Origin of the sequence: Allorhizobium sonneratiae, from assembly GCF_023700755.1 — a bacterium.
GTDB classification, from domain to species: Bacteria; Pseudomonadota; Alphaproteobacteria; order Rhizobiales; family Rhizobiaceae; genus Allorhizobium; species Allorhizobium sonneratiae.
Map to the genome: position 1 here is coordinate 331,554 of NZ_JAMKOJ010000004.1, position 25,216 is coordinate 356,769.

Consider the following 25,216-nt stretch of genomic DNA (forward strand, 5'->3'; position numbering starts at 1 on the left):
TCTTATTTTTATTCATCCTAACAATAGGTTAGGCGTTTTCATGAACGAGCGTACCCCGTTCTCCGGAGACTGAATCGGTCGGCGCGATTTATCCTAACCTGCCCTCACCGACCCTCTCCACACCAGCTCCGCATGTAGGCGTTTGGATGTCTGTTCATTTTCGCTCGACGGCTCCGCCGACAGCCATCGCACCGCCTCGCCGGCGATGACCTCCACCGGCTGTGCGAAGGTCGTCAGCTGATAGGAGGACCAGGAGGCTTGCTCGATATCGTCGAAGCCGACAATGCTAAGCTGTTCCGGGATTGAAATCGAGAACTGGTGTCGAGCAGCATCCATGAAGCCGCAGGCCAACAAATCGGTCGCGCAAAACACCGCATCGGGGCGCTCGGTTCTGGTCAGCATCCGCTGAGCGAGCATCTTTCCGGAATCGTAGCTGGTAAAGCCGTAACGCTCTACGGTTACGTCCAACCCCTGTTTCTTGGCGGCCGCAACAAAACCCCGCTCACGAGCCATCAAACTCGGCGTTCCCGCATCGGAATTTGCAAAGGCAAGCCGCTGGCATCCGGCCCGTAGAAACGCAGTCACAACCCTATGCGCCGCTTCCGTATCATCGAGGTTGATACGCAGCGGGCCTGGTTGATCGTCGTCTCGATTGATGAGCACAAGCCTTTGGCCGCTGCGAAGGCACAGCTGCGTGATCGACTTGTCGGGAAGTCCCGACAAGATGATCGAAGCATCTGCCCGGTATCGTATCGCCTGCTGCAAGGCCCGATCAACGCTACCGTCAGACCGATCGGTGTTGACCAACATCGCAACCTTGCCCGCGGTCTGCAACTGTTGGGTCAATTCCCTCAGGAGCGCTGAGCGATAAGGCGTTGCAACATCAGATACGATCAGACAAACAATGCCGCTTTCGTTGCGCATCAACCCACGCGCAAGCTGATTGACATGATAGCCAAGCTCTTCGGCCGCTTCAATGACCTTTCGCCGGGTCGACTCAGACACGGAAGCACCGGGCGTGAACGCCCTGGACACGGCCGAACGCGACACCCCCGCACGCCTGGCAACCTCATTTGCACTCACGAAGAGTTTTTGAGACACACACCTGCTCCACAAAGCCTTGCACGGATATTTGCGCCGTTTTGCAATGCCGTGCAATAGTGAATTTGTCCAATTTCACGACGTTTTTGTGACAAATTGGTTGACATACCCGTTAATCACCGGCAGCATTTGCACACGCTTGCAAAAGGCGATCGGCGTGGAGGCGCCGTCTTAACGGAGGAAATCATGCGATCAATCAAATTGGCTGCGGCATTGCTTGCCGCGGGTGTGTCCTTTTGCGCCTATTCGGCTCATGCCGCCGGCGAACTGAACATGATCTGCTCAGCAGATCCTGAAGTTTGCGACGTCATGAAAAATCTTTTTGAGAAGCAGTCCGATATCAAGGTGAACATGGTCCGCCTGTCTGCGGGCGAAGCCTATGCAAAGATCCGCGCGGAAGCGCGCAACCCGAAGACTGATATCTGGTGGGCGGGAACTGGCGACCCTCACCTGCAGGCTGCGGCGGAAGGGTTGACGCAAGAATACAAGTCACCGCTTTTCGACCAACTCCAGGACTGGGCAAAAAAGCAGGCTGAAACCTCCAAGTTCCGCACAGTCGGCGTCTACGCCGGCGCGCTCGGTTGGGGTTACAATACGGATCTCTTGAAGAAGAAGGGACTGAAGGAGCCCAAATGCTGGGCGGATCTTCTCGATCCCTCCTATAAGGGAGAAATCCAGATCGCCAATCCGAACTCTTCTGGCACGTCGTATAACACCCTTGCCACGCTCGTGCAGATCATGGGGGAAGACAAGGCGTTCGACTACCTTACAAAGCTGAACGCCAATATTTCCCAATACACGAAATCCGGATCAGCTCCCGTGAAGTCTGCGGCACGCGGAGAGGCGACGATTGGCATCGTCTTCATGCATGATGCGGTGGCGCAAACGGTCGCGGGCTTCCCCATCAAGACAGTCGCTCCATGCGAGGGCACCGGGTACGAGATCGGCTCGATGTCGATCATCAAGGGTGCGAAGAACCTCGAGAATGCCAAGAAATGGTATGACTGGGCGCTGTCAGCTGAAGCACAGTCGCACATGAAGGATGGCAAGTCGTATCAGCTACCGTCCAACAAGTCCGCGGAAGTGCCGAAGGAGGCGCCGAAGTTCGAGGACATAAAGCTCATCGACTATGATTTCGCCAAGTACGGCGATCCGACGGTGCGCAAGGCACTGCTCTCGCGCTGGGACAAGGAAATCGGCGCCAAGGCCAACTAAGCCAAAGGCCTCGGGCTGCCGCCCATGCGTGTTCGGCAGCCCTCATCGGACGTGAGCGGGAGACGAGGCATGATAAAAGCCAATCGCAGGCAGGACATCGCCGTCATTGTCGGCATCCTGGCGATGTTCATATTGCCCTGGTACCGGATAGACGGCGGGTTTTATGGCTTTGGATGGCTCGCCAGCTTCCCCAATGACGCGGCAACCGGTCCCGCTGTTGTGGAAATCTTCGGCTTCGGCCGATGGTGGTTGCTGGCCGCGCCTGTCATCCTTGTGGCAGCCGGGACTGCGCGATTCATGCGGACGCCTCAGCGGCAAGGCGCTGTTCTCGCCTGGGCTGGCGCACTCGGGGTGGTATTTCTCGCATTGCAGGGCCTTGCGATCAACTTCACAGGTTGGAGCTGGTCCTTCAGCGAGACCCTGTTTGGCCCCCTTGCCGATGGCCAACCGTCTATGGGCGCCGGGGCGATCCTCACCGCGATTGTCTTTGTCATGCTGTTTTCGATCGGATTGGCAAAACGAGGCGTCATGAAGGGGGATGGATTCGTCGTCGCCTCCATCACAATGCTTATCTTTCTCGTCGCAATCTTCGTGTTCTACCCTGTTGGCAGCATGTTCGTCGCTGCTTTCCAATCGATCGATGGTTCATTCGATCCGACCGGCTTTATAACCAACATTCAGGATCCTTCCGTCTGGAGCCTGAGCTGCGTGGTTGGTGGTGATAGCTGTGGTGTCGCCTGGCGCACGCTTTGCCTCGCCGTCCTGACCGCCACAGGCGCAACCGTGCTCGGTCTTTGCTTCGCACTTGTAGCGACCCGGACCCGATTTCCCTTCAAGAAGGGCTTGCGGCTATTGACGATCCTGCCGATCATCACACCGCCTTTTGTCATCGGGCTCGCCCTGATCCTGTTGTTTGGCCGCTCAGGCGTGATTACCGAATGGGTCGCCGGCGTCACCGGTGCCGAACCAAGCCGCTGGCTCTACGGACTGACCGGCATCTGGATTGCCCAGGTTCTCTCTTTCACGCCGATTTCCTTTCTGGTTTTGATTGGGGTCGTTGAAGGTGTCAGTCCCTCCATGGAGGAAGCCTCACAGACCCTGAGAGCCAATCGCTGGCGCACCTTCTGGCGGGTTTCCCTACCGTTGATGACGCCAGGCCTGGCCAATGCATTCCTGATCGGCTTCATCGAAAGCATGGCTGACTTTGGCAACCCGATGGTGCTCGGCGGAAGTCATGGCGTCCTTTCGACGGAAATCTTCTTTGCGGTGGTCGGCTCGCAGAATGATCCTTCACGGGCAGCTGTTCTGGCCATGATCCTTCTGGTCTTCACCATGACCGCTTTCATTGCACAGCGCTTCTGGCTCTCGGGCAAAAGTTTCGCGACGGTAACGGGCAAGGGTGACTCCGGCGCGCACATTGCCCTGCCTAAAGGCCTCTCCGTTGCCGTCCATGCCCTCGTCCTTCCCTGGATCGCATTTACGCTGGTCGTCTACGGGATGATCCTGTTCGGCGGCTTCGTCAAAACCTGGGGCCTGGACAATAGCCTGACCATCGAACACTACGTCAAGGCGTTCTCCATCGGGTTCAGAAACGATGGAGGGCTGGAGTGGTCCGGTGTTGCCTGGAACTCCTTCTGGACGACGATGGAAATCGCCCTGATCTCGGCCCCTCTGACTGCTGCCGTCGGACTGCTCACGGCCTACATCATCGTCCGCCAGCGTTTTGTTGGCCGAAACCTCTTCGAATTCGCGTTGATGATGAGCTTTGCCATTCCGGGTACGGTCATCGGCATCAGCTACATCATGGCCTTCAATCTGCCGCCCCTTGAGATGACGGGAACCGCACTGATCCTTGTCGCGTGTTTCGTCTTCCGCAATATGCCGGTTGGCGTGCGCGGAGGTGTCGCCGCCATGAGCCAGCTCGACAAGAGCCTTGACGAAGCATCGCTGACGCTGGGCGCAAACAGCTTTAGAACAATCCGAAAGGTCATCCTGCCTCTGCTGCGGCCGGCGATCAACGCAGCCCTCGTCTATTCGTTCGTGCGCGCCATCACATCGATCAGCGCCGTGATCTTTCTCGTCAGCGCGCAGTACAACATGTCGACGGCATTCATTGTCGGGCTAGTGGAGAACGGCGAGTACGGTGTTGCAATCGCCTATTCTTCAGCGCTGATCGTCGTGATGATCGCTGTCATCACAGGCTTTCAGTTCCTCGTCGGCGAGCGTCGTCTGAGACGCGAGAACCGCGTCGCCATGGCTGCGCCCGTCGCAACAGCCGCCACTCCGATCGGTCAGGAGAGACCCGCATGAGCATGATCAAACCTGGATCTGTCGTCTTTGAAAACGTGAAAAAGACGTTCGGCGCCTTTACCGCCATCCCGAACCTGTCCCTGACGATCGAGCCTGGCACCCTCGTCACTTTGCTTGGACCCTCCGGCTGCGGCAAGACGACGACGTTGCGAATGCTTGCGGGCCTTGAACACCCCTCGTCCGGCCGCATTTCGATCGCCGGCAAGGACGTCACGATGCTGCCTGCGAATGAACGCGACGTGTCGATGGTGTTCCAAAGTTACGCACTGTTCCCGCATATGACCTCGTTGGACAACGTCGCCTATGGCCTGGAATCATCTGGCATGAAACGGAAAGAGGCCCGCGAGCGCGCTGAAGAAGGCCTGCAGCTTGTCGGCCTCAGCGGCATGGGCAAGCGGCTGCCCGCCGAGCTCTCCGGTGGCCAGCAGCAGCGTGTCGCTGTCGCAAGAGCATTGGTTCTCGAACCACAGGTTCTGCTGCTCGACGAACCGCTTTCAAACCTCGATGCGCGTCTGCGTCGGCGGGTTCGTACGGAAATCCGGGAGCTGCAGCAGCGCCTGGGCTTCACCGCCGTCTATGTCACCCATGACCAGGACGAGGCACTGGCGGTGTCCGATCAGATCATCGTGATGAAGGACGGCGCGATCGCCCAGCAGGGTACGCCCCGGGATCTCTATGAAACACCCGCGTCCGCATTCATTGCAGACTTCATGGGAGAGGCAAACGTGGTCACATGCAATGTTATCGACATTGAAGGTGGCCACGCCATCATCGATGTCGAGGGGCTGCGCCATCGAATGGCAACAGCCAAAGCGGTGAAAGGTCCCGCTCAACTGGCCGTGCGGCCAAACGCCATAAGCCTGTCGCCGAGCACCGCGGCCAGCGGGTTTCGCGGTCAAATCATCCACGCAGCCTACCTCGGCGACCACGTCGAATACGAGGTCAAGACGCAGAACTCGACCCTCTTCGTGGTCGATGATGGCATGGAGCAGCCGCTCCCGACATCGACGGAGGTCGCGATCGGTTTGAAGGATCGCGGCATAGCAATTATCGGCAGCTGAGCCCGCGTCCCCGGCGCAATCGACACATTTGGCACAAGGAAAATGCAATGAACTCCCAGTCTGTCACCGGCATCGAAGAACGCTTTGCGCTTGCCCAATCCGTAGCCCGCGAGGCCGGCAAACTCGCGCTCGATTATTTCAAGCGTCGTGACACGCTGGTCATCGAGACGAAACGCGATCTTCAGGATGTCGTCTCGGTTGCCGATCGCGAAGTTGAAGAGTTGATCCGAAACCGTTTCGGAGAGGCCTACGACACCGACGGCATCCTCGGCGAGGAATATGGCCTTGAAAAGGGCCTCTCTGGCTATACGTGGGTCGTCGACCCCATCGATGGCACCAGCCCATTTGTCAACGGCATGCCAAACTGGTGCGTTTCCATCGCGCTTCTACATGAGGGCATTCCTGTTGTCGGCGTGATTTACGCTCCCTGCTTCGACGAGCTCTTTGCAGCAAGACTTGGAAATGGTGCAACGCTGAACGGCAAGCCGCTGACAGTCGATCCGAAGAGGACGATCCAGAATGCGGTAACCGGCTTTGGCGCAAACAGTCATGTTACGCCGGCGTCGGTCGGCAAGATCGTTGAGGGCATTCTTGAGGCCGGGGGTAACTTCATCCGGAACGGGTCGGGTGCTTTGATGCTGGCTTACGTGGCGTCCGGTCGCCTTGTTGGCTATTACGAACCCTACATGCACGCCTGGGATTGCCTTGCCGGCTATTGCCTCGTGAAGGAAGCGGGTGGCTGGTATCATCCTTTCCCGGCAGAGGGCGACCGCCTGACGAAGGGTGCGCAGGTGCTGGCAGCCGCTCCTGGCGCAATCGACGATCTCAAGAAGATTGCGGGCTTGTAGCTTTGCCGGTCTACGTGGACGCGAACCGATCGGCCTGACAAGGAGGCATGCATGGCTCTGGAACTCCCCTCTCCTCGAAACAGAAGCGAAAGGCTCGGCTGTCTCGCGACGTTGGGCCCGTTTCCCGCGCCGCTCACTCGTCTGGCTGAATATGCGTTATGCCATCCGGACGTCATGGCATTTGAATCCTGTACTCTCATCGCGTCGGCTGCACGCGTGTCGCCCAGCACAGTGTCCCGATTGGCGGCTGCGCTTGGTTTCGGATCGGTCAGGGATTTCCGCGGCATCTTCCAAGAAGAGTTGAAGCGGATCTCACGGCGACACGAACCGCCAGAGCTCAAGAACGCCGAGGACCGTCGGTCAGCGTCATTTGAAATGGTCGCGGGTGACCTGATTTCAGGCGGTGGCGGCACCAAAGATTGGAAGGTGGATAGCTGGCTTATCAATAAATCTCGCCATCTGGACGGGCAAGCATGACACGCTAACTCTGATGAACGCGCTTGCAGAAAGCACCGAACGGCCGCGATGTTTGGAAACCTGCAGCAGGTGTAACGGCAATCTGGCAGGATCGCCACTGCCGCGCGAAAAACCATAAACTCTAGGGAGGAAATATGACCAATCGTCTCATTGTAACTTGCTCCATCATGGCAATGGCCTCCATTGCCAGCACTTCGCACGCCCTTGCAGCAACCGAACTTCAATGGTGGCACGCTATGTCGGGGGCAAACAACGAGGTCGTCGATCAACTCGCCAAGGAGTTCAACGACAGCCAAAAGGACTATAAGGTTGTTCCAGTGTTCAAAGGCACTTACCCGGAGACGCTCAACGCGGGCATCGCCGCGTTCCGCGCAAAACAGGCGCCGGCAATCCTTCAGGTCTTCGATGCGGGTAGTGGCGTGATGATGAGTGCCGGAGGGGCGATCATGCCCGCGGCCGATGTTCTGAAGAAGGCGGGCTACGACTTCAACAAGTCAGACTATCTGCCGGGGATTGTCTCTTATTACTCGAGACCCGACGGCACCATGCTGTCCTTCCCTTACAATTCCTCCTCGCCGATCCTCTATTACAACAAGGACATTTTCAAGAAAGCCGGTCTGGATGCGGACAACCCGCCGAAGACATGGAAGCAGGTTTTTGCCGCCGCCAAAAAGATCAAATCAAGCGGCGCTGCGAGTTGCGGATTGACATCCACCTGGCTCACCTGGATCCAGACAGAAAACTATGCGGCCTGGAACAATGTCCCCTACGGCACAAAGGAAAACGGCCTCGGCGGCACCGACGTGAAGCTAGAATTCAACGCTGCGCCCTTCGTCCAGCACTTCCAGGCGATTGCCGATCTCGCGAAAGACGGGACCTTCCGATATGGCGGGCGCACGTCCGAGGCCAAGCAGCTATTCACCTCGGGCGAATGTGGCATCCTGACGGAATCCTCCGGTGGCCTCGGGGACATTGTCAAATCCGGCATTCCTTATGGAATAGGCCAGCTTCCCTATGATGAAGGTGACGGACGCCCTCAAAATACCATTCCCGGCGGAGCAAGCCTGTGGGTTTTTGCGGGCAAAACCGATCAGGAATACAAGGGGATCGGTGAGTTCTTCCATTTCCTCTCACAAACCAAGATTCAGGCCCGTCTGCATCAGGTCTCCGGCTATCTGCCGGTGACGATGGCCGCCTACGAGGAGACCAAGAAATCCGGCTTCTACGAGAAGAACCCTGGCATGGAAACACCCATCCTCCAGATGATTGGAAAGCCGCCGACCGCAAACTCCAAGGGCGTCCGCCTCGTCAATCTCCCTCAGGTGCGTGACATCATGAACGAGGAATTCGAGGCGATGCTCGCCGGCAAGGAGGATGCCAAGACGGCACTCGACAAAGCGGTCGAGCGCGGCAATGCAGCGATCGCTGAGGCAAACGGCAACTGACAACGAGACATTTCGGTCCGCATGCACGTGTGGACCGCCCGCCCCTAGGAGATCGTCGTGCAAACCGTCGCCTTTCCCAATAAGATACTTCCCTATTTCCTCATCGCACCACAGATCGTCCTGACCGTGGTTTTCTTTTTCTGGCCTGCTAGCCAGGCACTCTACCAGTCCTTAGAGCGCGAGGATCCTTTTGGGATGAAGAGCCGATTTGTCGGACTGGCAAACTTCCGCCAGGTTCTTCACGATCCAGGCTACTTGCACTCCATGCAGGTCACCGTGCTCTTCAGCGTTGCGACCGCCGCTCTGTCCATGATCGTCGCGCTGGCGCTGGCGACTGCGGCGGACAGGGTCGTTCGCGGGCAAACACTTTACCGGACACTTCTGATCTGGCCCTACGCCGTAGCACCTGCCGTTGCCGGCATGCTCTGGCTGTTCATGTTCAACCCGGCAATGGGAACGTTTGCCTATATTCTCCGACGCAATGGCATCGCCTGGGATCCACTCTTGAACGGCAATCAGGCGATTTCGCTTGTCGTCGTCGCAGCAGCATGGAAACAGATCAGCTACAACTTTCTATTTTTTGTCGCGGGCTTGCAGGCGATTCCAAAATCGCTGTTGGAAGCGGCCGCCATCGATGGCTCGCGCGGCGCCCGGCGCTTCTGGACAATTGTCTTTCCACTGCTGGCGCCGACCACCTTCTTCCTGCTTGTCGTCAACACCGTCTACGCCTTCTTCGATACGTTCGGTATCATCGACTCCGTCACGAAGGGCGGCCCGGCCAGGGCAACGGAAACGCTGGTCTACAAGGTCTACAATGACGGGTTCGTAAACCTCAACCTCGGCTCGTCAGCGGCGCAATCGGTCATCCTCATGATCATCGTCATTGGGCTCACCGCTTTTCAGTTTCGCTTCGTCGAGCGACGGGTGCATTATGGGTGAGGCACATTCATGATTGAAAAGCGCCCTGTCGCCAATCTCGTCGGCCACCTGATGCTTGTCCTTGGCATCGTCGTCGTGGCTTTCCCGATCTACTATACCTTTGTCGCATCGACGATGACGTCGGCGGAAATCCTGAAGCCACCGATCTCGCTTTTGCCCGGCGGACATCTCGTCGAGAATTACAGCGATGCTTTGTCGGGAGGTGTTGAGCGCGTCGTCGGCGTCAGCCTCGAACGCATGCTCTGGAACACGATCGTTGTTTCTATGGTGATTGCTCTCGGAAAGATCATCATTTCGTTCCTGTCCGCCTATGCGATCGTGTTCTTCCGGTTCCCGCTCCGCATGGTGTTTTTCTGGATGATTTTCATCACGCTGATGTTGCCGGTCGAAGTGCGCATCCTTCCGACCTACAAGGTCGTGGTCGATCTCGGTTTGATCGACACCTATGCGGGTTTAACCCTTCCCTTGATGGCGTCCGCAACCGCGACCTTTCTGTTCCGGCAGTTCTTCCTGACGATACCGGGAGAACTTCTCGAGGCGGCACGGATCGACAATGCCGGACCATTCCGCTTCATGCGGGATATCCTGCTTCCGCTGTCGACCACCAATATCGCTGCCCTGTTCGTCATTTTGTTCATCTACGGATGGACGCAGTACCTCTGGCCTTTGCTGGTGACGAACAATGCGCAGATGACCACCATCATCATCGGACTGCGCAAGATGGTGGATTTTACCGATGCTTCGACGCCCTGGAACCTCGTCATGGTTACGGCAATCGTCGCAATTATTCCGCCCATTGTCGTTGTGGTGCTGATGCAACGCTGGTTCATCAAAGGACTCGTGGAGACTGAGAAGTAATGGCTGCAATCACCCTGAAGGACGTCCGCAAGATCTACGGCAAGAGCGTGGAGGCGATTTCCGGTATTTCATTAGAGATTAAGGATGGCGAGTTCGTTGTTCTCGTTGGCCCATCCGGATGCGGGAAATCGACACTATTGAGAATGATCGCCGGGCTCGAAAGTATCACATCGGGTGAGATTTCGATCGGAAACCGGGTCGTCAATGACCTGGAACCTTCAGAGCGAGACATTGCCATGGTTTTCCAGAACTACGCTCTTTATCCGCATATGACAGTGCGCCAGAACCTTGCCTACGGCCTGAAAAACCGAAACATGCCGAAAGCGGACATTGAAAAGCGCATACAAAAGGCCGCATCGTCATTGGAGATCGAACCATTCCTCGAGAGGAAGCCGCGGCAACTATCCGGCGGCCAGCGTCAGCGTGTGGCGATGGGTCGCGCGATCGTTCGTGAGCCATCGGCGTTTCTGTTCGACGAACCGCTGTCAAACCTGGATGCAAAGCTGCGGGTGCAAATGCGTGTCGAAATCAAAGGACTGCAAAACGCTCTCAAGACGACCAGTGTCTACGTCACGCACGATCAGATGGAGGCGATGACACTTGCTGACCGGCTGGTCGTTCTCAATGCGGGCCGGATCGAACAAGTTGGAACACCCATCGAACTCTATGAACGGCCAGCCACAACGTTCGTTGCGACCTTTATCGGTTCACCCTCAATGAACCTTCTTCGGATGACAGATGGTTTTGTGTTGTCAGCCCCTGGCTCATGGAGCGGTAGCAATGCGACAGTCGGAATTCGTCCGGAAGATATTCGCTTGGCCGAAAGCGGAAGCGCGGCTGCCTTTAGCGCACGGGTACGAGTCCAGGCGGTGGAACTGGTCGGCGCAGAAAGCTACGTCTACGGCATTCTTGCCGATGGCCAACCGATCGTCTTTCGCGTTCCGGGCCGATCGCTGATTGCGATCGGCAGCGAGCTCGACATCGCAGCTTCCCTCGAAGCTCTGCATTTCTTCGATACTGCTGGCAACCGTCACGAACCGACAGCGTACGCAGGGAGTTCGATGCCCGCTAGCATTTGACCGATGCTCAACAACGAGGCTGAACGAAAGCCAATGGCATTCCTCGGGTATTGCCAAGTTGTTTGAGGCATGCGTTTCAGGTATCGAGGCACGATGAAATTGCCGAGCGCTTTTCCCCGTCTGAAGGGTTTTCGTTTTCCACGTGAGATCGTCGCTTATACGGTTTGGGCCTACCATCGCTTTGCCCTGAGCACGGCCGATGTGGAGGATCTGCTCGCGGGCAGCGCGACGTGCTCGTCAGCCGGGAGACCGTTCGTCTTTGGATCAATCGCTTTGGCCGCCATTTTGCCACCTGCATTCGCCGGGACCGGCCAAAGCCGAATGACAAATGGCACATGGATGAAGCTGTCATTGTGATCGGCGGCAAGAAATTCTGGCTCTGGCGGGCAATCGACGCTGACGGTGATGTACTCGACATCCTGGTTCAGCCACCTCGCAACACCAAGGCCGCCAGACGCTTCTTCTCCAGGCTGGTCAGGCGGCGAGCCGCGCGTCGTCGTGACAGACAAGCTCGGCAGCGACTTCAAGCCGATACAGGCCATCGCGCCAGATGCCGATCATCGGGCGCACAAGGGCCTGAACAACAGAATTGAAAACTCGCATCGCCAGACACGGAAACGCGAGAAGATCATGGGGCGTTTCAAATCACCTCGCCAGGCGCAACGCTTTCTGTCAGTCCACGACCAGATCAACACGATCTTTCTCCCCCGCCGCTACAATCTCTCAGCCATGTCATACCGCCACGCGCGGATTGATGCATTCGGCCTGTGGGCCGAGTACACCGCTGAAATGGTCGCATAAAATACTCGCACCATGGTGGCGCGCGACCAGCCTCAAACAACTTGGCAATACCTCATCATCACCACCACCAACCTCAGCTTCAGTGAAGGGGCAAGCGTCTTCGGCGACGCAAAGATGACAACCGCGCTGCTCGACAGGCTCACCCACCACTGCCACATCCTCGAAACCGGAAACGACAGCTTCCGCGTCAAGAACAGCTCGGCGCATCAGCCCAAAACAGCAAAGGAAAAACGCAGGAACTTGACCCCGAACAGCAACACGAACGATACCTAAAGGCGGGTCACGTCTTGGTGGAAACGCCGGCTCAGCTCTCAATGGAATCAACAATGAGCAGCAGTGCAGCAGCCTTTGTTGCTATTGAGCACAATTTTTGCGAGTGCAGTGGCTGGCAATAGCTCGACGCAAGGATTGGTCAAGGCGCTGCCAGGGCTTGCTTCCCCTTAGAGCATTTCACTGTTTCACGGAAACAGTGAAATGCTCTAACTCATTGTTTTTCCGCATTTCCGGACGGAAAACCAATTCACACTTTTCTCGGGATACTGCTCTAAGAGGCCTGATCGATCACAAAAAGGCCGGGACGTCGATCCCGGCTTTTTGTGTCCTCAGGCTGAGAAGCCGTCTTACGGTGACAATTCCTCGAGAACCTTGCCCTTGGTTTCTACCGCAAACAGCATCGTCACGATGGCACCGATGACCAGAATGACAGCGAATGTGGCGAAGACATATTGGATGCCGAAGGACGACATGACGAAGCCGACGAGCATCGGGCCGGCGGAGGAGCCGAGACGCAGCCAGGCACTACCCGTGCCGGTACCGATTGCACGCATACGGGTCGGATAGATTTCCGCCGAATAGAGGTAGAGTGAGAAGGTAACCGTCTGCACGATGGCGTAGGCCAGCCCCGCCAGGATAAGCACCTGCAATGGCGAGGTCGCGCCGAGCCAAGCAAGGATGACAAGCGGTACCGGAGCAAGAAGCAAGGCGCCAGCATACCAGCGTTTACGGCCGACCTTATCTATCAGAAGCGCGCAGATGACGGCCGCAACCACGCCCGCAGCAGAGGTCATAAAGCCATAGAGAATGCTGGTTTCGAGAGGCAGGTTGAAGGCCTGGCGATAGAGCGTCGGCAACCAAGTGATCGTTCCGTTTGCCACCATGTAGGCGCAGAACCACATCGCCCAGATCGAGAGCGTCCGCTTCAGATAGATACCTTGGAACAGTTCTTTCCAGTCAGACTTGCGTCTCTCAGGCGTTGCCGCAAGGCGCGGTTCAGGAAGCTCTCTGCCGGATACGCGCGCACTTTCCTCCATGCGAGAAACAATAGCGTCGGCCTCCTCATAGCGGCCATTGGCGGCAAGCCAGCGGGGCGATTCCTTCAAGAACCAGCGCAGCGGGATCATCAGGACGGCGGGCACCAGACCGACAACAAACATGGCTTTCCAACCATAGACGGGCACCATGAAGTAACCGATCAGACCGGCGCCCAAGAGACCGAGCAAGAACATGACTTCGTAGAGCAGAAAGAAGCGACCGCGTCCTTTGGAACCGATCAGCTCGTTGATGTAGGCGCTGGCAACCGGCACTTCGCCGCCCGTGCCAATACCCTGCACAAAGCGGAAGGCCATCATCATGCCAGCACCGGCTGCAAAGAGGCAGGACACATCCATGCTGACAAAGAGAAGGATCGTGAAGAGCAGCACTTTCAGGCGCCCGACCTTTTCGGCCATCCAGCCGAACAAGATTGCACCAATGAGCTGACCGAGATATCCCATCGACAGGATCATGCCTGTTTGGGCCGGTGTGAGGCTCCACTCCCGCACCAGGACAGGCATCGCATAGGCAATCGCGATCACCGTGTAGCCGTCGAAAAACGTTGCTGTTCCAATGATGTTGCGCGCCCAGAAGACTTCTCTGGTAATCGGAAGGCGCTCCAGTCGGGCGCTGATGTCAGCTTGCGGATCGGCGACAGCCGTCGCGTCAGCCATCTGTGGCTGCACCACGATATTCATGATTTTCTCCTCACCCTCGCCGCTCTCTCCCGACGACGACCTTGTTTCTGCTCTTCTGCTTCTTTCTAAGACGTTCCTGTCAGACATCGATCAGGGGAGCTGAATCAGCTGGAATGCCGATCCGTCTCCAAGTGTTTGCCGTCCCGACCAAAGCCGAGACGGCATGATAATCATTCGGCAGCGAGAAGATGCTCGACGCGGCCGATGCCCGCAGCATCGAAGGCGGCGAAGATTTCCTGCTCCGCCTTTTCACCAAGGTTCTTCAGTGGCTCGCGGATCGTCGCGTGATCAAGAATACCGCGATGCACGAGACCCAGCTTAAGCGCCACAGTGCCTTCCATATGGGAACCGCGGTGATACACGGCGCGAGTGACGGGCAGCAACCGTTCGAAAATCTGGCGGGCCTGCGGATAATCCTGGGCCTTGCCAGCCTCGATCAGATCAATCAGAAGTTCTGGCGCGATGTTGCCATAGCCGACGAGAAGACCATCGACGTCAAACATGGTCGGAAGCAGCCATTCGTCATGGCAGCTCAAAACCTGCAGATTCGGATTGGCCTTCTTGAGTTCAGGAATTTCGACATACCAGCGCTTCATATTGCGCACACCGTTCTTGGTGGCGACCACACCTGGCTGCGTGGCGATCGCGAGCTGCGTATCGAGATCGTAAGAAGCCTTTGTCACATCCGGATATTGGAAGAGGATTTCCTGAAGACCGGATTCTTCCCAGATCGCCTTGTAGCGATCCTGCGGAGCACCCTTCTGGAAGCCAAAACGCAGCCAACCGTGATTAGGATAGACGAGTGCGCCGGTAGCACCGGCAGCCTTGCACTTCTTGGCTTCTGCTGCGGCAACACGTGTGCCCTCACCGGTGATACCGGCGATGATCGGGATTTCCCCACCGACAGCGTCGACATAGACACGGATGAGTTCGAGACGTTCGTCTTCCGTGAGAAATGTGCCCTCTCCGGCATGACCGAGAATAACGAGGCTCTTCACGCCCTCCATCGAGGCCAACCACTTGGCGATTTTTGCATTGGCTGCGTAATCCACTTCACCATCACGGGTGAAAGCGGTGACGGGTGCCGGGCTCAGGCCACGAAGATCCATGGGTTGCATCTGATTTCTCCTCCTTATCAGCTGCTGTCCTCTACTGATCAGCAGTTGGGATCGTTAATGGGAACGTTCCCGTTATCGATCTTTATTGTTCTGGAGTCAACGACATTTTTCGTGCAATGTAATACTCACTGGCACGGCCCAAACCTGGAATGGAAAGAGACAAATGGAATCAAGAAAGCGTTCGCGTCAGGCGAGAGTTACGGTTCACAGCGTGGCGGCTGCCGCAGGCGTATCGAAATCGACCGTATCGCGTATTCTGGACGAACGGCTTCCGCGGTCCGACAGCGAGACGGCACAGCGCGTGCGCAAAATCGCAGCGGAGCTTGGTTATGTGAGGGACGTCTCCGCGGCCAGTCTGCGGCGTGGCAGTACGATGACGATCGGCGTCATCGTGCCTCGTCTGACGGATACGGTGATGGCGATGCTTTATGAGGCAATCGTCAAAGCCTGTGCCCGGACTGGTCGTTTCGCCATCGTGGCGACGACGGAAGATAATCCGGAGGCCGATCGTTTGGCTGCGGAATCGCTGCTCAACCGCGGTGTCGATGGGCTTATTCTTTCAACGGCACGTGACGGCGACAATTTCCCGGATGAACTGCGGGAGCGTGGTGTACCCTATGTCCTGGCGTTGCGAACGGATCATCATAGCCTCTCCGCCGTTGGCGATGATCGACTTGGTGGCTATCTGGCGACACGCCATTTGCTGGATCTCGGACATCAAAGGATCGGCGTGATTGCCGGACCGCATTATGCATCCAGCGCCACCGGACGTGTCGAAGGGTATAAACAGGCGCTTGCCGAGGCATCCATTTCGGTCGATCCTGCACTCATCGTCCCATCGACATTCGGCATCCAGTCAGGCGCCGAAGCGGTGCAGACACTCATGGCACTCGACTGTCGACCCACGGCCATTTTTGCCGTTAATGACAATACGGCGATCGGCGCGCTGTCTGCGCTGAACAAGATGGGCCTATCGGTCCCCAATGAAGTTTCGCTGGTCGGCTACAATGACATCCCGATCGTCAGCCATCTCTCGACGCCTTTGACGACGTTACGCGTTCCCTTCGACCAGATTGCGTCGCATGCGTTGGACTTGCTGACCTATACCACGGCTCCGCGAGAGAACCGCATTCTTGTATCCGCCCCGACACTCATTCCGCGAAAATCGACCGCAAAGTTCCGCATTTAGCGAGGGGTTGTCCACAAATGGCGTCAGGCTGCTATCGATCAGGCGCGGAAGAGATCACCCAAATCGTTCACTCCGCTAGAGCATTTCACTGTGTCACGGGAACATTGAAATGCTCTCACTCATTGTTTTTCCGCATGTCCGGACGGAAAACCGTTTCACACTTTTCTCGGGACAATGCTCTACCCGGCATCGGGCTTGCGCCGGATGCCGGGTATTGGAACCGGCGAACCCGGTCCTGCGATCTGGCCGTTAAGCCGGTCGCTCGGATAGCTTCGGCCGCCAGGTGATCAGCCGATGTTCGACGAAGTCGAGCACGAGGTCGATCAGCAAAACGAACACAGCCAGGATAAAGATACCCGCAAACACGCCGACCGCATCGAAGTTTCCTTCCGCCTGGGCGATCAGGTAGCCAAGGCCAGCGGATGCGCCGAGATATTCGCCGATGATGGCGCCGACCACGGCAAAGCCGACCGAGGTGCGAAGCGAGGACAGGATCCAGCTTGCCGCTGCCGGAAAGTAGACGTGGCGAAGGAGATCGAACCGCCGCGCACCAAGGATCCTGGTATTCGAGAGCACGACCGGGTTCACCTCACGCACGCCCTGCATCGCATTGAAGAACGTGACGAAGAAGACGAGTGTTACGGCAAGCGCCACTTTCGACCAAAGGCCAAGTCCGAGCCAGAGAACGAAGATCGGGGCAAGAACGACGCGCGGTATCGCGTTGAGGCCCTTGATGAAGGGGTCCAGAATGCGCGCGGTCGACTGCGACAAGCCCAGCCAAACACCGGCGGCAACCCCGACAGCTGTGCCGATGATGTAACCAAGCATGGTCTCGGTCAATGTCATCGTCACGTGCTTGTAGAAACCGGGATCGATAACCCAGGCAACGACCTGCTTGATGATTTCGATCGGAGAGGGAAAAAAGAAGACGTCGATCAGGCCGGAATTGACGCCCAGTTGCCAGCCGCCGACAATCACGACAAGCAGGACAAGCTGGACAAGACGTTCAGTCGTGGCGTTCATAGCTCTTCTCCACTTCGCCGCGCAGCGACGACCAGATGTTGCGATAAAGTTCAGTAAAGCGCGGGTCGAGCTTGATCTCGGCCACGTCGCGCGGTCGCTCGAGCTCGATCTGGAAGCTGTCGATCACCCGCGAGCGGGGGCCAGAAGCCAGCACGACGACGCGGTCGCCGAGCGCGATTGCCTCTTCCAGGTCATGCGTGATGAGAACGACGGCCCGCCGTTCTTCCTGCCACAGCCGCAGAAGCTCATTCTGCATCAGATGGCGGGTATGGATATCAAGTGCCGAAAACGGTTCGTCCATCAGGATCACCTTGGGACCTGTAATCAGCGCTTGCGCCATCTGAACGCGCTTGCGCTGGCCACCGGAAAGCTGATGGGGGTAGCGTTCTTCGAAACCCTTGAGTCCAACCTTGGCTAGCCACTTCAGGGCATTTTCACGTCGTTCGGCGGCCGGCACGCGTTTGAACATTGGCCCCAGTTCGACGTTTTCGATTGCGGTCTTCCAAGGCAGGAGTGCATCCTGCTGAAAGAGATAGCCGATATCGTTCTGGACGCCGTCAACCCGGACACCATCGATCGCGACAGAGCCCTTTGCGGGCTTCAACAGGCCGGCAATTGAATTGAGGATCGTGCTCTTTCCGCAACCTGTCGGACCAACGATAGCGAGAAACTCACCATCCGCCACGGTCAGATTGACATCCTGTACGGCCACAAAAGAACCAAATGCCATCGTCACGGAGTCGATAGAAACCATTGCCTTGGCAGGCGCCGGCACCGGCTGTGCAGTATTCATGGATTTCACCACTGCGAGGGACATCTTCTTCCTCCGTTAGTTTGACGCGGTCTTGGGGACCTTTTTGACAAATTCGTTCGTGTAGGTTTTCGACAGGTCGATTTTGGCGTCGGCAACCTTTTCGTTGAACGATTTCAGGACATCCAGCGGCGTCTTGACGTCGGTTTCGTTGATCAGCCCATCGGTCGAAAAGATAGCCCGAGCGTTCTCGACAGCCTTTGTGTAAGTCTCCTTGTCACCGGAAATGAAGTCGGCCGGAAGCTTGGCGACGATTTCGGCCGCGCTGTGCTTCTGCATCCAGTCCAACGCTTCTACCGTTGCATTCGTTACCTTTTGAATGGTCTGCGGGTGGCTGCTGACGAAATTCTGGGTGGCATAGAGGACCGATGTCGGATAGATGCCGCCATAGATCTCCTTGGCGCCCTCGTCATTGCGGGCATCAATGAGGATTTTCCCCACGCCCTTTTCAACAACGAAAGTTGCCGCTGGGTCGTAGTTGACCAGAAGGTCGATCTTGCCTTGCTGGAGTGCGGCCACTGCCGAACCGCCAGAGCCGACGGCAATCAGCGAGACGTCGTTGGCCGAAAGACCATGGCGTTGCAGATAATAGCGGACAAAGAAGTCGGAAGAGGAACCAGGCGAGGTGATGCCGATCTTCGCGCCCTTGATGGTCTCTGGCTTTGCCGGATCGAATTTGCCATTCGGCGTTCCGGCAAGGACCAGCCCCGAATTGCGCGCGAGATCGACGAAGGCAATGATGTGCTTGCCTTGAGACTGCATCTGGATCGTGTGGTCGTAGAAGCCGACGGCAATGTCAGTGGAGCCAGCCACAAGCGCCTGCAGCGTCTTCGATCCACCGGAGGCGAAATTATCGACCGTGACATCGAGGCCCTGCTTGGCATAAAGGCCCAACCCTTGCGCAACGACAAATGGCAGGTTGTTGATATTGTAGGAGCCGACGCTCATGCGGACCGATTCCGCCCAGGCTGAGCCGCTGAATACGACTGTGGCGGCAAATGCTAGCAACAACTTTCTCATGGATACTCCTCCAGTTTTCGCGCCCTCCCGGCGCACACAGGTTGACATATTATGCAGCGCAAACCAGCGCTTTTGTCGGTTTAGCAAAGACTTGACCTTCGAACAGGCGGCGGGCGGTTCTCAGAATGCCCGCAACCACCTTTCCGTCGCGACATTGCAGACGGACATCCAGGTGCCCGCTCGGATGCTCGAGTATGAGCGTGACGGGAGCACTCTTCAGGCCAATGAGTTTCGATGCCACCGTGCCAGCGCTTATACAGGCCGTCGAGATGCCGACCGCTCCGGTCGTCGCCAGTGACGGATGGCATTCGTGCGGCATAAAATAGCGAACGTTCAGGCTGCCGCCGTTTCTAGGTGCTGAAAGAATGACCGGCTTCGGCGTGACCTGCCGGCGCACATCACCCATCCCCATCATTTCGCCAGCACGGATGCGCATGGCCTCCAGTCGGTTGAGCAGATCGACATTGGCGTTGAGCTCGGACGCGGTTTCATAACCGTTGACACCCAGCGCTTCGGCGGACAGGAGCAGCATAGGCATCGCGCAGTCGATGCATGTCGCCTCCACTCCATCGATCATGTCGGAAGGATTGCCTGTCGGGAAAAGCTGTCCCGTCCGGGCACCTGCCGCGTCCATGAACGTCAACGCGATCGGTGCGGCGGCTCCAGGCACGCCATCGATCGCTGCATCTCCCAGATAGGATACCATGCCATTCGGTGTCGGCACCTCAGCTTCGATGAGTTTCCCCGTGTTGACGTTGTGGATGCGCACGAGCGTCGTATCGCCACGCGGAGCAACAAGACCCGCTTCGATGGCGAAGGGGCCGACGGCGGCGAGCATGTTGCCGCAATTCGGCGATGTGTCCACGATCTGCTCATCTACACGGACCTGCGCAAAAAGGTAGTCGACATCTGTGCCGGGAACAGAGCCAGGCCCGACGATCGCGACTTTGCTCGTAACCGGGTTTCCACCACCAATTCCGTCGATCTGCAAGGGATGACCGGAACCCATGATGGACAGCAGAATCTGGTCGCGAGCCGCTGGATCGGCTGGCAGGTCGTCGGCCAGAAAAAACGGGCCGCGCGACGTGCCGCCTCGCATCAAAACACAGGGGATCGATATCAAATCATTCATTGCAGCGCCCCGAACTTTTACGATATGTGGAACAATGACTATCTTTATTCCTAATATCGGAACAAAGATTGATATGTGAAATGCTAAAATCGAGGCTATTGATGCATGAATAACATCAATTTTGAGATATTAGATCTGCGGGCATTTCTCTCTGTGGTTGAACTCGGAAGCTTCCATAGGGCTGCGGAATTTCTGAATCTGTCGCAGCCTGCCCTTAGCCGGCGCATACAGAAACTTGAGCAAAGCATCGGAGCCCCCCTGCTTGAGCGAACGACGCGCCACGTGGCGGCAACCGCCATGGGAAGCGAGCTTTTGCCCTTGGTTCAGCGCATGTTGGAGGAATTTGACACATCGCTGTTTGCAATGCGTGACCTCGGGCCGAACAGGGGGGGACTGGTAACAATCGCCTGCATTCCCACTGCAGCGTTCTACTTCCTGCCTAAAGTAATACGACAATTCAAGGTTGAATACCCCAATATCCGCTTCCGAATTCTCGATCTGACTGCGACGGAGGGGCTAAAGGCGGTGGCGCGCGGCGAAGCGGAATTTGGCATTAACATCGTCGGCAACTCCGATCCCGACCTTGTCTTCGATAAGTTGGCCGACGATCCGTTCGTGCTTGCCGCACGCAAGGATCACCCTCTCGCGTCGAACCCGAATATCGGCTGGCGCGATCTGGAGCCTTATCCTTTGATCACAGTGCACCGATCAAGCGGGAACCGCACATTGCTCGATGCCGCACTGGCAAGGTCGAACATGAAGCTCCGCTGGTTTTATGAGGTCACGCATCTTTCCACCTCGCTGGGGCTCGTGGAAGCAGGGCTCGGAATTTCCGTTTTGCCCAAGATGGCCACACCTCAGGAGGATCACCCCTTTCTTGTCACCCGGCCAATCAGAAATCCGGAGATTTCGCGCGCGATTGGGATCGTGCGGCGCAGGGGTGGCTCTCTCTCGCCGGCTGCCGAACGGTTCATGACGATGTTGCTTGGACTGTGGACGCAGAAGTGAAACGCTCTAACTCTTTGTTTTTACGCATTTTCGTCCGGAAAACCGTTTCACACTTTTCTCGGGACAATGCTCTAGGACACGCGAGTTTGTAATCAGCGGAACGCTTTACGTTGCGGCATACGCAGCTTACGAATCGATGATCCGCATCCTACGTGTCCTGCACGGGGCTCAGGAATGGACTGAAGCTTTTTCAATCTGTTAGCCTATTCTGATCGCTTTTGGATCAAGGTGGTTGCGGTTCAAGTCTCTTCAAGGCGAATGAAGTACAAGCTGGATTCATTCTTTCGTATATCCCATTGACATATCCAGTTCCTATCAATATCTTTTGGGATATGCCAGACGTAGATCCCAAAGGAACCTTCAATGGAACAAGGTGCAGTCTTTCAAAGCAATCGTAGCCAGGCCATTCGGTTGCCTAAAGCTGTTGCCCTGCCCGATGACGTTAAGCGTGTTGATATCGTAGCGCTTGGACGCACGCGAATCATAGCGCCTGCCGGTGAGGTCTGGGATAGCTGGTTCGAGGGAGTTGAGGTGACATCCGATTTTATGGGAGACCGTGATCAGCCTGCCTTGCAGGAGCGTGAAGCATTGTCATGTTGAAATACATGCTTGATACCAATATCTGCATTTTCACCATCAAGAACAGGCCGCAGCAGGTGCGAGATGCGTTCAATCGCCACCATGGTCGGCTATGCATAAGCTCAGTTAGCTTGATGGAATTGATCTATGGAGCAGAAAAGTCGTCGAACCCTGAACGTAATCTGGTTATTGTCGAGGGCTTCGCGGCACGCCTTGAGGTGTTGCCATATGATGAACTTGCTGCCAGCCATACTGGGCAATTACGAGCCGAGCTCGCCCGAAATGGAACGCCTATCGGGCCTTATGACCAAATGATAGCAGGGCATGCGCGCTCTCGCGGACTGATCACTGTGACAAATAACCGGCGCGAGTTTGATCGCGTGCCCGGTTTGCGTGTTGAGGATTGGACGGCTTGAATTCGCACGGCGCTCTAGATATTGGCAATTTGTTTAACGTTGGCGTTTCGGGTATTGCGGCTTCATGGACGTACCGACAACCAATCTCCGGTTGAATTTGTTTCATTTTCCGCGTGAGATTATCGCATATGCCATATGGAAAAAGCATGCCCTCAATGTCTCGGTCTTCGACATACGGCTTCTGCTTTGAAGTCATCAGTGAATTTGGCCTGGCGGCCAGGTGAAGTCTTATTCGTGTTCGTCATGCGGCGAAATCCTATCAAAGCTGAGGGATTCGCTCTCCACTTTTTCCGGGTAAGTCCCGACTGCCAGCTTTTTACCAATCTCATCGTCTTCGGCAGCATAAATTGCTAAATAGAGATTTTGCTCTTGGTCTATCGTTATTGTGGAATGATGAAAGAGAACAGGACCAATGCCATTCACCGTGATCGTCCGCTGGCCACGACAACGACCGTGAACATTTTGAGAATTCCACAAATCTTTGAAATAGGCTGAACGCTCTTGTAGTTGAAAAACCAACTCCTGCATCGCTTCGTCTTCTGGAGCCTGGGCAAAATTTCTCCTGAAGCTCGCGACAAAGAGCGCTGATTGCGCCTCCCAATTATCGATGTTTCGGCTCAGGCGCTCATCAGCGAATAGCATCCAAAATATGTTGCGCTCTTCAATGTGGCGGTCCTCGAAGCCGAAGACCAACTGTGCCGCTGGGTTCCAGGCCAGAACATCCCACCTTAAATTGAAGAGATAGGCTGGTCTCGTTTTCAGGTCGTTTAGGAGTAAATGCGCGACGGGAGGATTTTCAACCGTAACGTTTCCCCGGCAAATTGGCGGCCGTTTTTGAGCCAGAAGAAACAAATGACGGCGCTCAATCTCGTCCAAACTGAAGACGGTCGCTATTCGGTCCAGAAAATAAGACGAGACGCTGATATCCCGACCTTGCTCCAGCCAAGTGTACCATGTGAGACCGACGCCAGCCATTGCTGCGACCTCTTCCCGTCTCAATCCCGGCGTTCTTCTGCGAGTCGTTGTCGGCAGACCAAGACTCAACGGTGACAGGCTTTCGCGCTTTTGGCGCAGGAATGCGGCCAGCTCTCCGCGTGTCCTATCAAGCCGTTCGACAGACATCATGATACCTTTAGCAATAGGATAACTTCTCCCATAGTAACCGGATAAATTCCTGACCACAATGCATGGCTGTAATCGCCATGCGTAATGCGCCTGTAAAAGGGTCCCTGAAGGGGGCCACTCACCTTGGAACAATCGCCGAAATGAACCGCTCGATCTACATATTGTCTGCTGGCATGTTTGCCCTTGGCCTTGATGCCTATGTGATCGCGGGTATTTTGCCGTCTATTGCTGGAAGCTTTGAGATCACTGTTTCAGCCGCAGGGTTAGCAGTCGCCGTCTTCACTTTGTTTTACGCGATTTCGGCGCCAGTATTTGCGACTGTGCTTGCTGGAAAGTCGGCAAAAGCGATCCTGTCGATTGCGTTGGCAATATTCGCTTCGGCGAATCTTCTCAGTGCATTGTCACCTCATTTCGATGTGTTCTTGATCTCTCGCGCACTTGCCGGTGCGGGTGCTGGTCTCTTTTCGCCTTCAGCGGCGGCCGCAGCGACGACACTCGCCAACAAAGAACGTCATGGGCGTGCGCTTGGGTTCATTTTGGGCGGTATGAGCTTGGGTACCGTCATCGGTGTTCCCGTTGGATTGCTTATCGCGGACAAGGCCGGATGGGTCGTCTTGTTCTATTTGATCGCAGCCGTGGCGGTCGTGGCGCTGATCGGCATTCGGGTAGCCTTCCCGGCGTTCATACCTCGACCTGCTCCTGGTCTGCGCGAACGTTTCAATTTGCTACGCGACCTTAACGTTCTCGGTGTGATCCTCGTCACGTTTTTTCTTGGTCTGGCGAGCTTGGGCCTTTACACTTACACGGCTCCATTGCTTGCCGCCGTTGACCAAGAATCTCGCCTGCCAGTCTTTCTCTGGGCTTGGGGATGTGGCGGCATTATTGGAAGTTTCTCGGTGGGCCACGTTATCGATAGGGTAAAATCGAAAGAGCTGATCATCGTCTGGATAGCGTTTGCGCTGCTGGTGACTTTGGCCGCATTGCCAACATTTGCCCCTCATGGCTTCGCCTCCCTGATCATTTTTTTCCTATGGGGTCTGTTGGGATGGGCCTCGCAAGCACCTCAACAACATGCTTTGCTCACGATGCATTCTCGGCATGGTCCCGCAAGTGTCGCCCTGAACAGTTCAGCAAATTATCTCGGAAGTGCTGTTGGAGCAGCGCTGGGAGGCTGGTTTCTCAGCAAAACGGGAGCGCCCATCTTTTTGCCCTATGCAGCAGCCATTCCAACGCTTTTTGCGCTGGCGTTGTCCCTGATCAACGCCCGAAACGCCCGGCAAAGATGCCTCAAACACAATGGTTTAGGCTCATGAAGCCCCTTATCGCTGGTCTACAGCATCACTCCTTAAATCGGAATGGATTTAAGGAATTATGCTGTAGATTAAAAGTCTTACAGCGAGTTTTGTGCACCATATTTGGCGCACAAAACTCGCTGTAGGATAGACCGGTACACCTTTCCTCCATGGGTGGCGTCGTCTTAACGGTTGGAACGCTTGGTGATAACCTGTGTCGCCTGTTTCAGGCAGCTATCGAGCCAAAGATTTCACGCCAGATCGAGAGGGCGCAAGCTTCACCTTGGTCTCGATCTTGTCAGTGGAGACATCATCTGCTCGGAACTGAAAGCGAGGACCTTCGACAATCAGACGACAGAA

Annotated in this window: 22 protein-coding genes and 2 pseudogenes; 16 read left to right on the forward strand and 8 right to left on the reverse strand. The window is 56.2% G+C overall.

From position 1 onward, the window contains the following. Positions 1-93 precede the first annotated feature (93 nt). Positions 94-1,101 carry a LacI family DNA-binding transcriptional regulator gene (locus NAC44_RS09835; RefSeq protein ID WP_250940256.1) on the reverse strand — a complete coding sequence of 336 codons (1,008 nt, stop codon included), beginning with the start codon at positions 1,099-1,101 and terminating at the stop codon, positions 94-96. 186 nt (positions 1,102-1,287) lie between these two features. On the opposite strand from NAC44_RS09835, the gene NAC44_RS09840 reads away from it, so the two are divergent. The 11 genes and pseudogenes from NAC44_RS09840 to NAC44_RS09890 all read left to right on the forward strand — a co-directional run. Beyond that, the gene (locus tag NAC44_RS09840; protein WP_250940258.1) at positions 1,288-2,316 is read left to right on the forward strand and encodes an ABC transporter substrate-binding protein; all 1,029 of its coding nucleotides are present in this window, start codon (positions 1,288-1,290) and stop codon (positions 2,314-2,316) included. 69 nt (positions 2,317-2,385) lie between these two features. Beyond that, positions 2,386-4,626 (forward strand): ABC transporter permease, encoded by a 2,241-nt coding sequence (locus NAC44_RS09845; protein ID WP_250940260.1) that lies wholly within the window; start codon positions 2,386-2,388, stop codon positions 4,624-4,626. Beyond that, the gene (locus tag NAC44_RS09850) at positions 4,623-5,687 is read left to right on the forward strand and encodes an ABC transporter ATP-binding protein (protein ID WP_250940262.1); all 1,065 of its coding nucleotides are present in this window, start codon (positions 4,623-4,625) and stop codon (positions 5,685-5,687) included. The genes NAC44_RS09845 and NAC44_RS09850 overlap by 4 nt, the downstream gene beginning before the upstream one ends. Before the next feature lie 47 nt (positions 5,688-5,734). Continuing rightward, positions 5,735-6,535 (forward strand): inositol monophosphatase family protein, encoded by an 801-nt coding sequence (locus NAC44_RS09855; protein ID WP_250940264.1) that lies wholly within the window; start codon positions 5,735-5,737, stop codon positions 6,533-6,535. Positions 6,536-6,586: 51 nt separating this feature from the next. Further along, entirely contained in the window at positions 6,587-7,012 is a 426-nt protein-coding gene (locus tag NAC44_RS09860; RefSeq protein WP_250940267.1) for a MurR/RpiR family transcriptional regulator, read from the forward strand. Between the two features lie 134 nt (positions 7,013-7,146). Then, positions 7,147-8,457: a sn-glycerol-3-phosphate ABC transporter substrate-binding protein UgpB gene (gene ugpB, locus NAC44_RS09865; protein ID WP_274706848.1), complete on the forward strand. Its 1,311-nt coding sequence runs from the start codon at positions 7,147-7,149 to the stop codon at positions 8,455-8,457. A 57-nt stretch (positions 8,458-8,514) separates the two neighbouring features. After that, positions 8,515-9,396, forward strand: coding sequence for a sn-glycerol-3-phosphate ABC transporter permease UgpA (ugpA, locus tag NAC44_RS09870; RefSeq protein ID WP_250940269.1), 882 nt, complete (start codon positions 8,515-8,517; stop codon positions 9,394-9,396). Between the two features lie 9 nt (positions 9,397-9,405). Continuing rightward, positions 9,406-10,254 (forward strand): sn-glycerol-3-phosphate ABC transporter permease UgpE, encoded by an 849-nt coding sequence (ugpE, locus tag NAC44_RS09875; RefSeq protein ID WP_250940271.1) that lies wholly within the window; start codon positions 9,406-9,408, stop codon positions 10,252-10,254. Then, positions 10,254-11,333, forward strand: coding sequence for a sn-glycerol-3-phosphate import ATP-binding protein UgpC (locus NAC44_RS09880; RefSeq protein ID WP_250940273.1), 1,080 nt, complete (start codon positions 10,254-10,256; stop codon positions 11,331-11,333). The genes ugpE and NAC44_RS09880 overlap by 1 nt, the downstream gene beginning before the upstream one ends. A 93-nt stretch (positions 11,334-11,426) precedes the next feature. Continuing rightward, a pseudogene (locus NAC44_RS09885) lies at positions 11,427-12,134 on the forward strand (IS6 family transposase). A 54-nt stretch (positions 12,135-12,188) separates the two neighbouring features. Continuing rightward, positions 12,189-12,407: pseudogene (locus tag NAC44_RS09890) on the forward strand (ATP-binding protein); the annotation flags it as partial. A gap of 347 nt (positions 12,408-12,754) precedes the next feature. Here NAC44_RS09890 and NAC44_RS09895 read toward each other — a convergent pair. Both NAC44_RS09895 and NAC44_RS09900 read right to left on the reverse strand, forming a co-directional pair. Further along, positions 12,755-14,143, reverse strand: a complete 1,389-nt coding sequence (locus NAC44_RS09895) for an MFS transporter (RefSeq protein ID WP_250940275.1) — start codon at positions 14,141-14,143, stop codon at positions 12,755-12,757. A gap of 170 nt (positions 14,144-14,313) precedes the next feature. Then, positions 14,314-15,261: a dihydrodipicolinate synthase family protein gene (locus NAC44_RS09900; protein WP_250940277.1), complete on the reverse strand. Its 948-nt coding sequence runs from the start codon at positions 15,259-15,261 to the stop codon at positions 14,314-14,316. A gap of 163 nt (positions 15,262-15,424) precedes the next feature. On the opposite strand from NAC44_RS09900, the gene NAC44_RS09905 reads away from it, so the two are divergent. Next, positions 15,425-16,450, forward strand: a complete 1,026-nt coding sequence (locus tag NAC44_RS09905; protein ID WP_250940279.1) for a LacI family DNA-binding transcriptional regulator — start codon at positions 15,425-15,427, stop codon at positions 16,448-16,450. Between the two features lie 249 nt (positions 16,451-16,699). Here NAC44_RS09905 and NAC44_RS09910 read toward each other — a convergent pair whose 3' ends face one another. From NAC44_RS09910 to NAC44_RS09925, 4 genes are read right to left on the reverse strand one after another with little or no spacing between them, the layout of a single operon-like run. Beyond that, positions 16,700-17,473, reverse strand: coding sequence for an ABC transporter permease (locus tag NAC44_RS09910; RefSeq protein ID WP_250940281.1), 774 nt, complete (start codon positions 17,471-17,473; stop codon positions 16,700-16,702). Continuing rightward, a complete protein-coding gene (locus tag NAC44_RS09915; protein ID WP_420839912.1) occupies positions 17,457-18,290 on the reverse strand; it encodes an ABC transporter ATP-binding protein in 834 nt (277 codons plus the stop codon). Before NAC44_RS09915 ends, NAC44_RS09910 begins: the two co-directional genes overlap by 17 nt. A gap of 12 nt (positions 18,291-18,302) precedes the next feature. After that, positions 18,303-19,304, reverse strand: a complete 1,002-nt coding sequence (locus tag NAC44_RS09920) for an ABC transporter substrate-binding protein (RefSeq protein WP_250940283.1) — start codon at positions 19,302-19,304, stop codon at positions 18,303-18,305. A gap of 49 nt (positions 19,305-19,353) precedes the next feature. Further along, the gene (locus NAC44_RS09925) at positions 19,354-20,436 is read right to left on the reverse strand and encodes a 4-oxalomesaconate tautomerase (protein WP_250940284.1); all 1,083 of its coding nucleotides are present in this window, start codon (positions 20,434-20,436) and stop codon (positions 19,354-19,356) included. A 105-nt stretch (positions 20,437-20,541) separates the two neighbouring features. On the opposite strand from NAC44_RS09925, the gene NAC44_RS09930 reads away from it, so the two are divergent. The 3 genes from NAC44_RS09930 to vapC all read left to right on the forward strand — a co-directional run bounded on the left by NAC44_RS09930 (position 20,542) and on the right by vapC (position 22,439). Next, positions 20,542-21,444 (forward strand): LysR family transcriptional regulator, encoded by a 903-nt coding sequence (locus tag NAC44_RS09930; protein WP_250940286.1) that lies wholly within the window; start codon positions 20,542-20,544, stop codon positions 21,442-21,444. A 363-nt stretch (positions 21,445-21,807) separates the two neighbouring features. Further along, positions 21,808-22,044 carry a type II toxin-antitoxin system VapB family antitoxin gene (gene vapB, locus NAC44_RS09940; RefSeq protein ID WP_250940288.1) on the forward strand — a complete coding sequence of 79 codons (237 nt, stop codon included), beginning with the start codon at positions 21,808-21,810 and terminating at the stop codon, positions 22,042-22,044. Next, the gene (gene vapC / locus NAC44_RS09945; protein WP_250940290.1) at positions 22,038-22,439 is read left to right on the forward strand and encodes a type II toxin-antitoxin system tRNA(fMet)-specific endonuclease VapC; all 402 of its coding nucleotides are present in this window, start codon (positions 22,038-22,040) and stop codon (positions 22,437-22,439) included. Before vapB ends, vapC begins: the two co-directional genes overlap by 7 nt. A 228-nt stretch (positions 22,440-22,667) precedes the next feature. Here the strand turns inward: vapC and NAC44_RS09950 are convergent, their stop codons facing one another. After that, a complete protein-coding gene (locus NAC44_RS09950; protein ID WP_250940292.1) occupies positions 22,668-23,564 on the reverse strand; it encodes a helix-turn-helix transcriptional regulator in 897 nt (298 codons plus the stop codon). A gap of 62 nt (positions 23,565-23,626) precedes the next feature. Here NAC44_RS09950 and NAC44_RS09955 point away from each other — a divergent pair, with 62 nt between their 5' ends. Continuing rightward, complete coding sequence (locus NAC44_RS09955; protein WP_250940293.1) at positions 23,627-24,877, forward strand: MFS transporter; 1,251 nt, start codon at positions 23,627-23,629, stop codon at positions 24,875-24,877. The last annotated feature ends 339 nt before the right edge of the window (positions 24,878-25,216 follow it).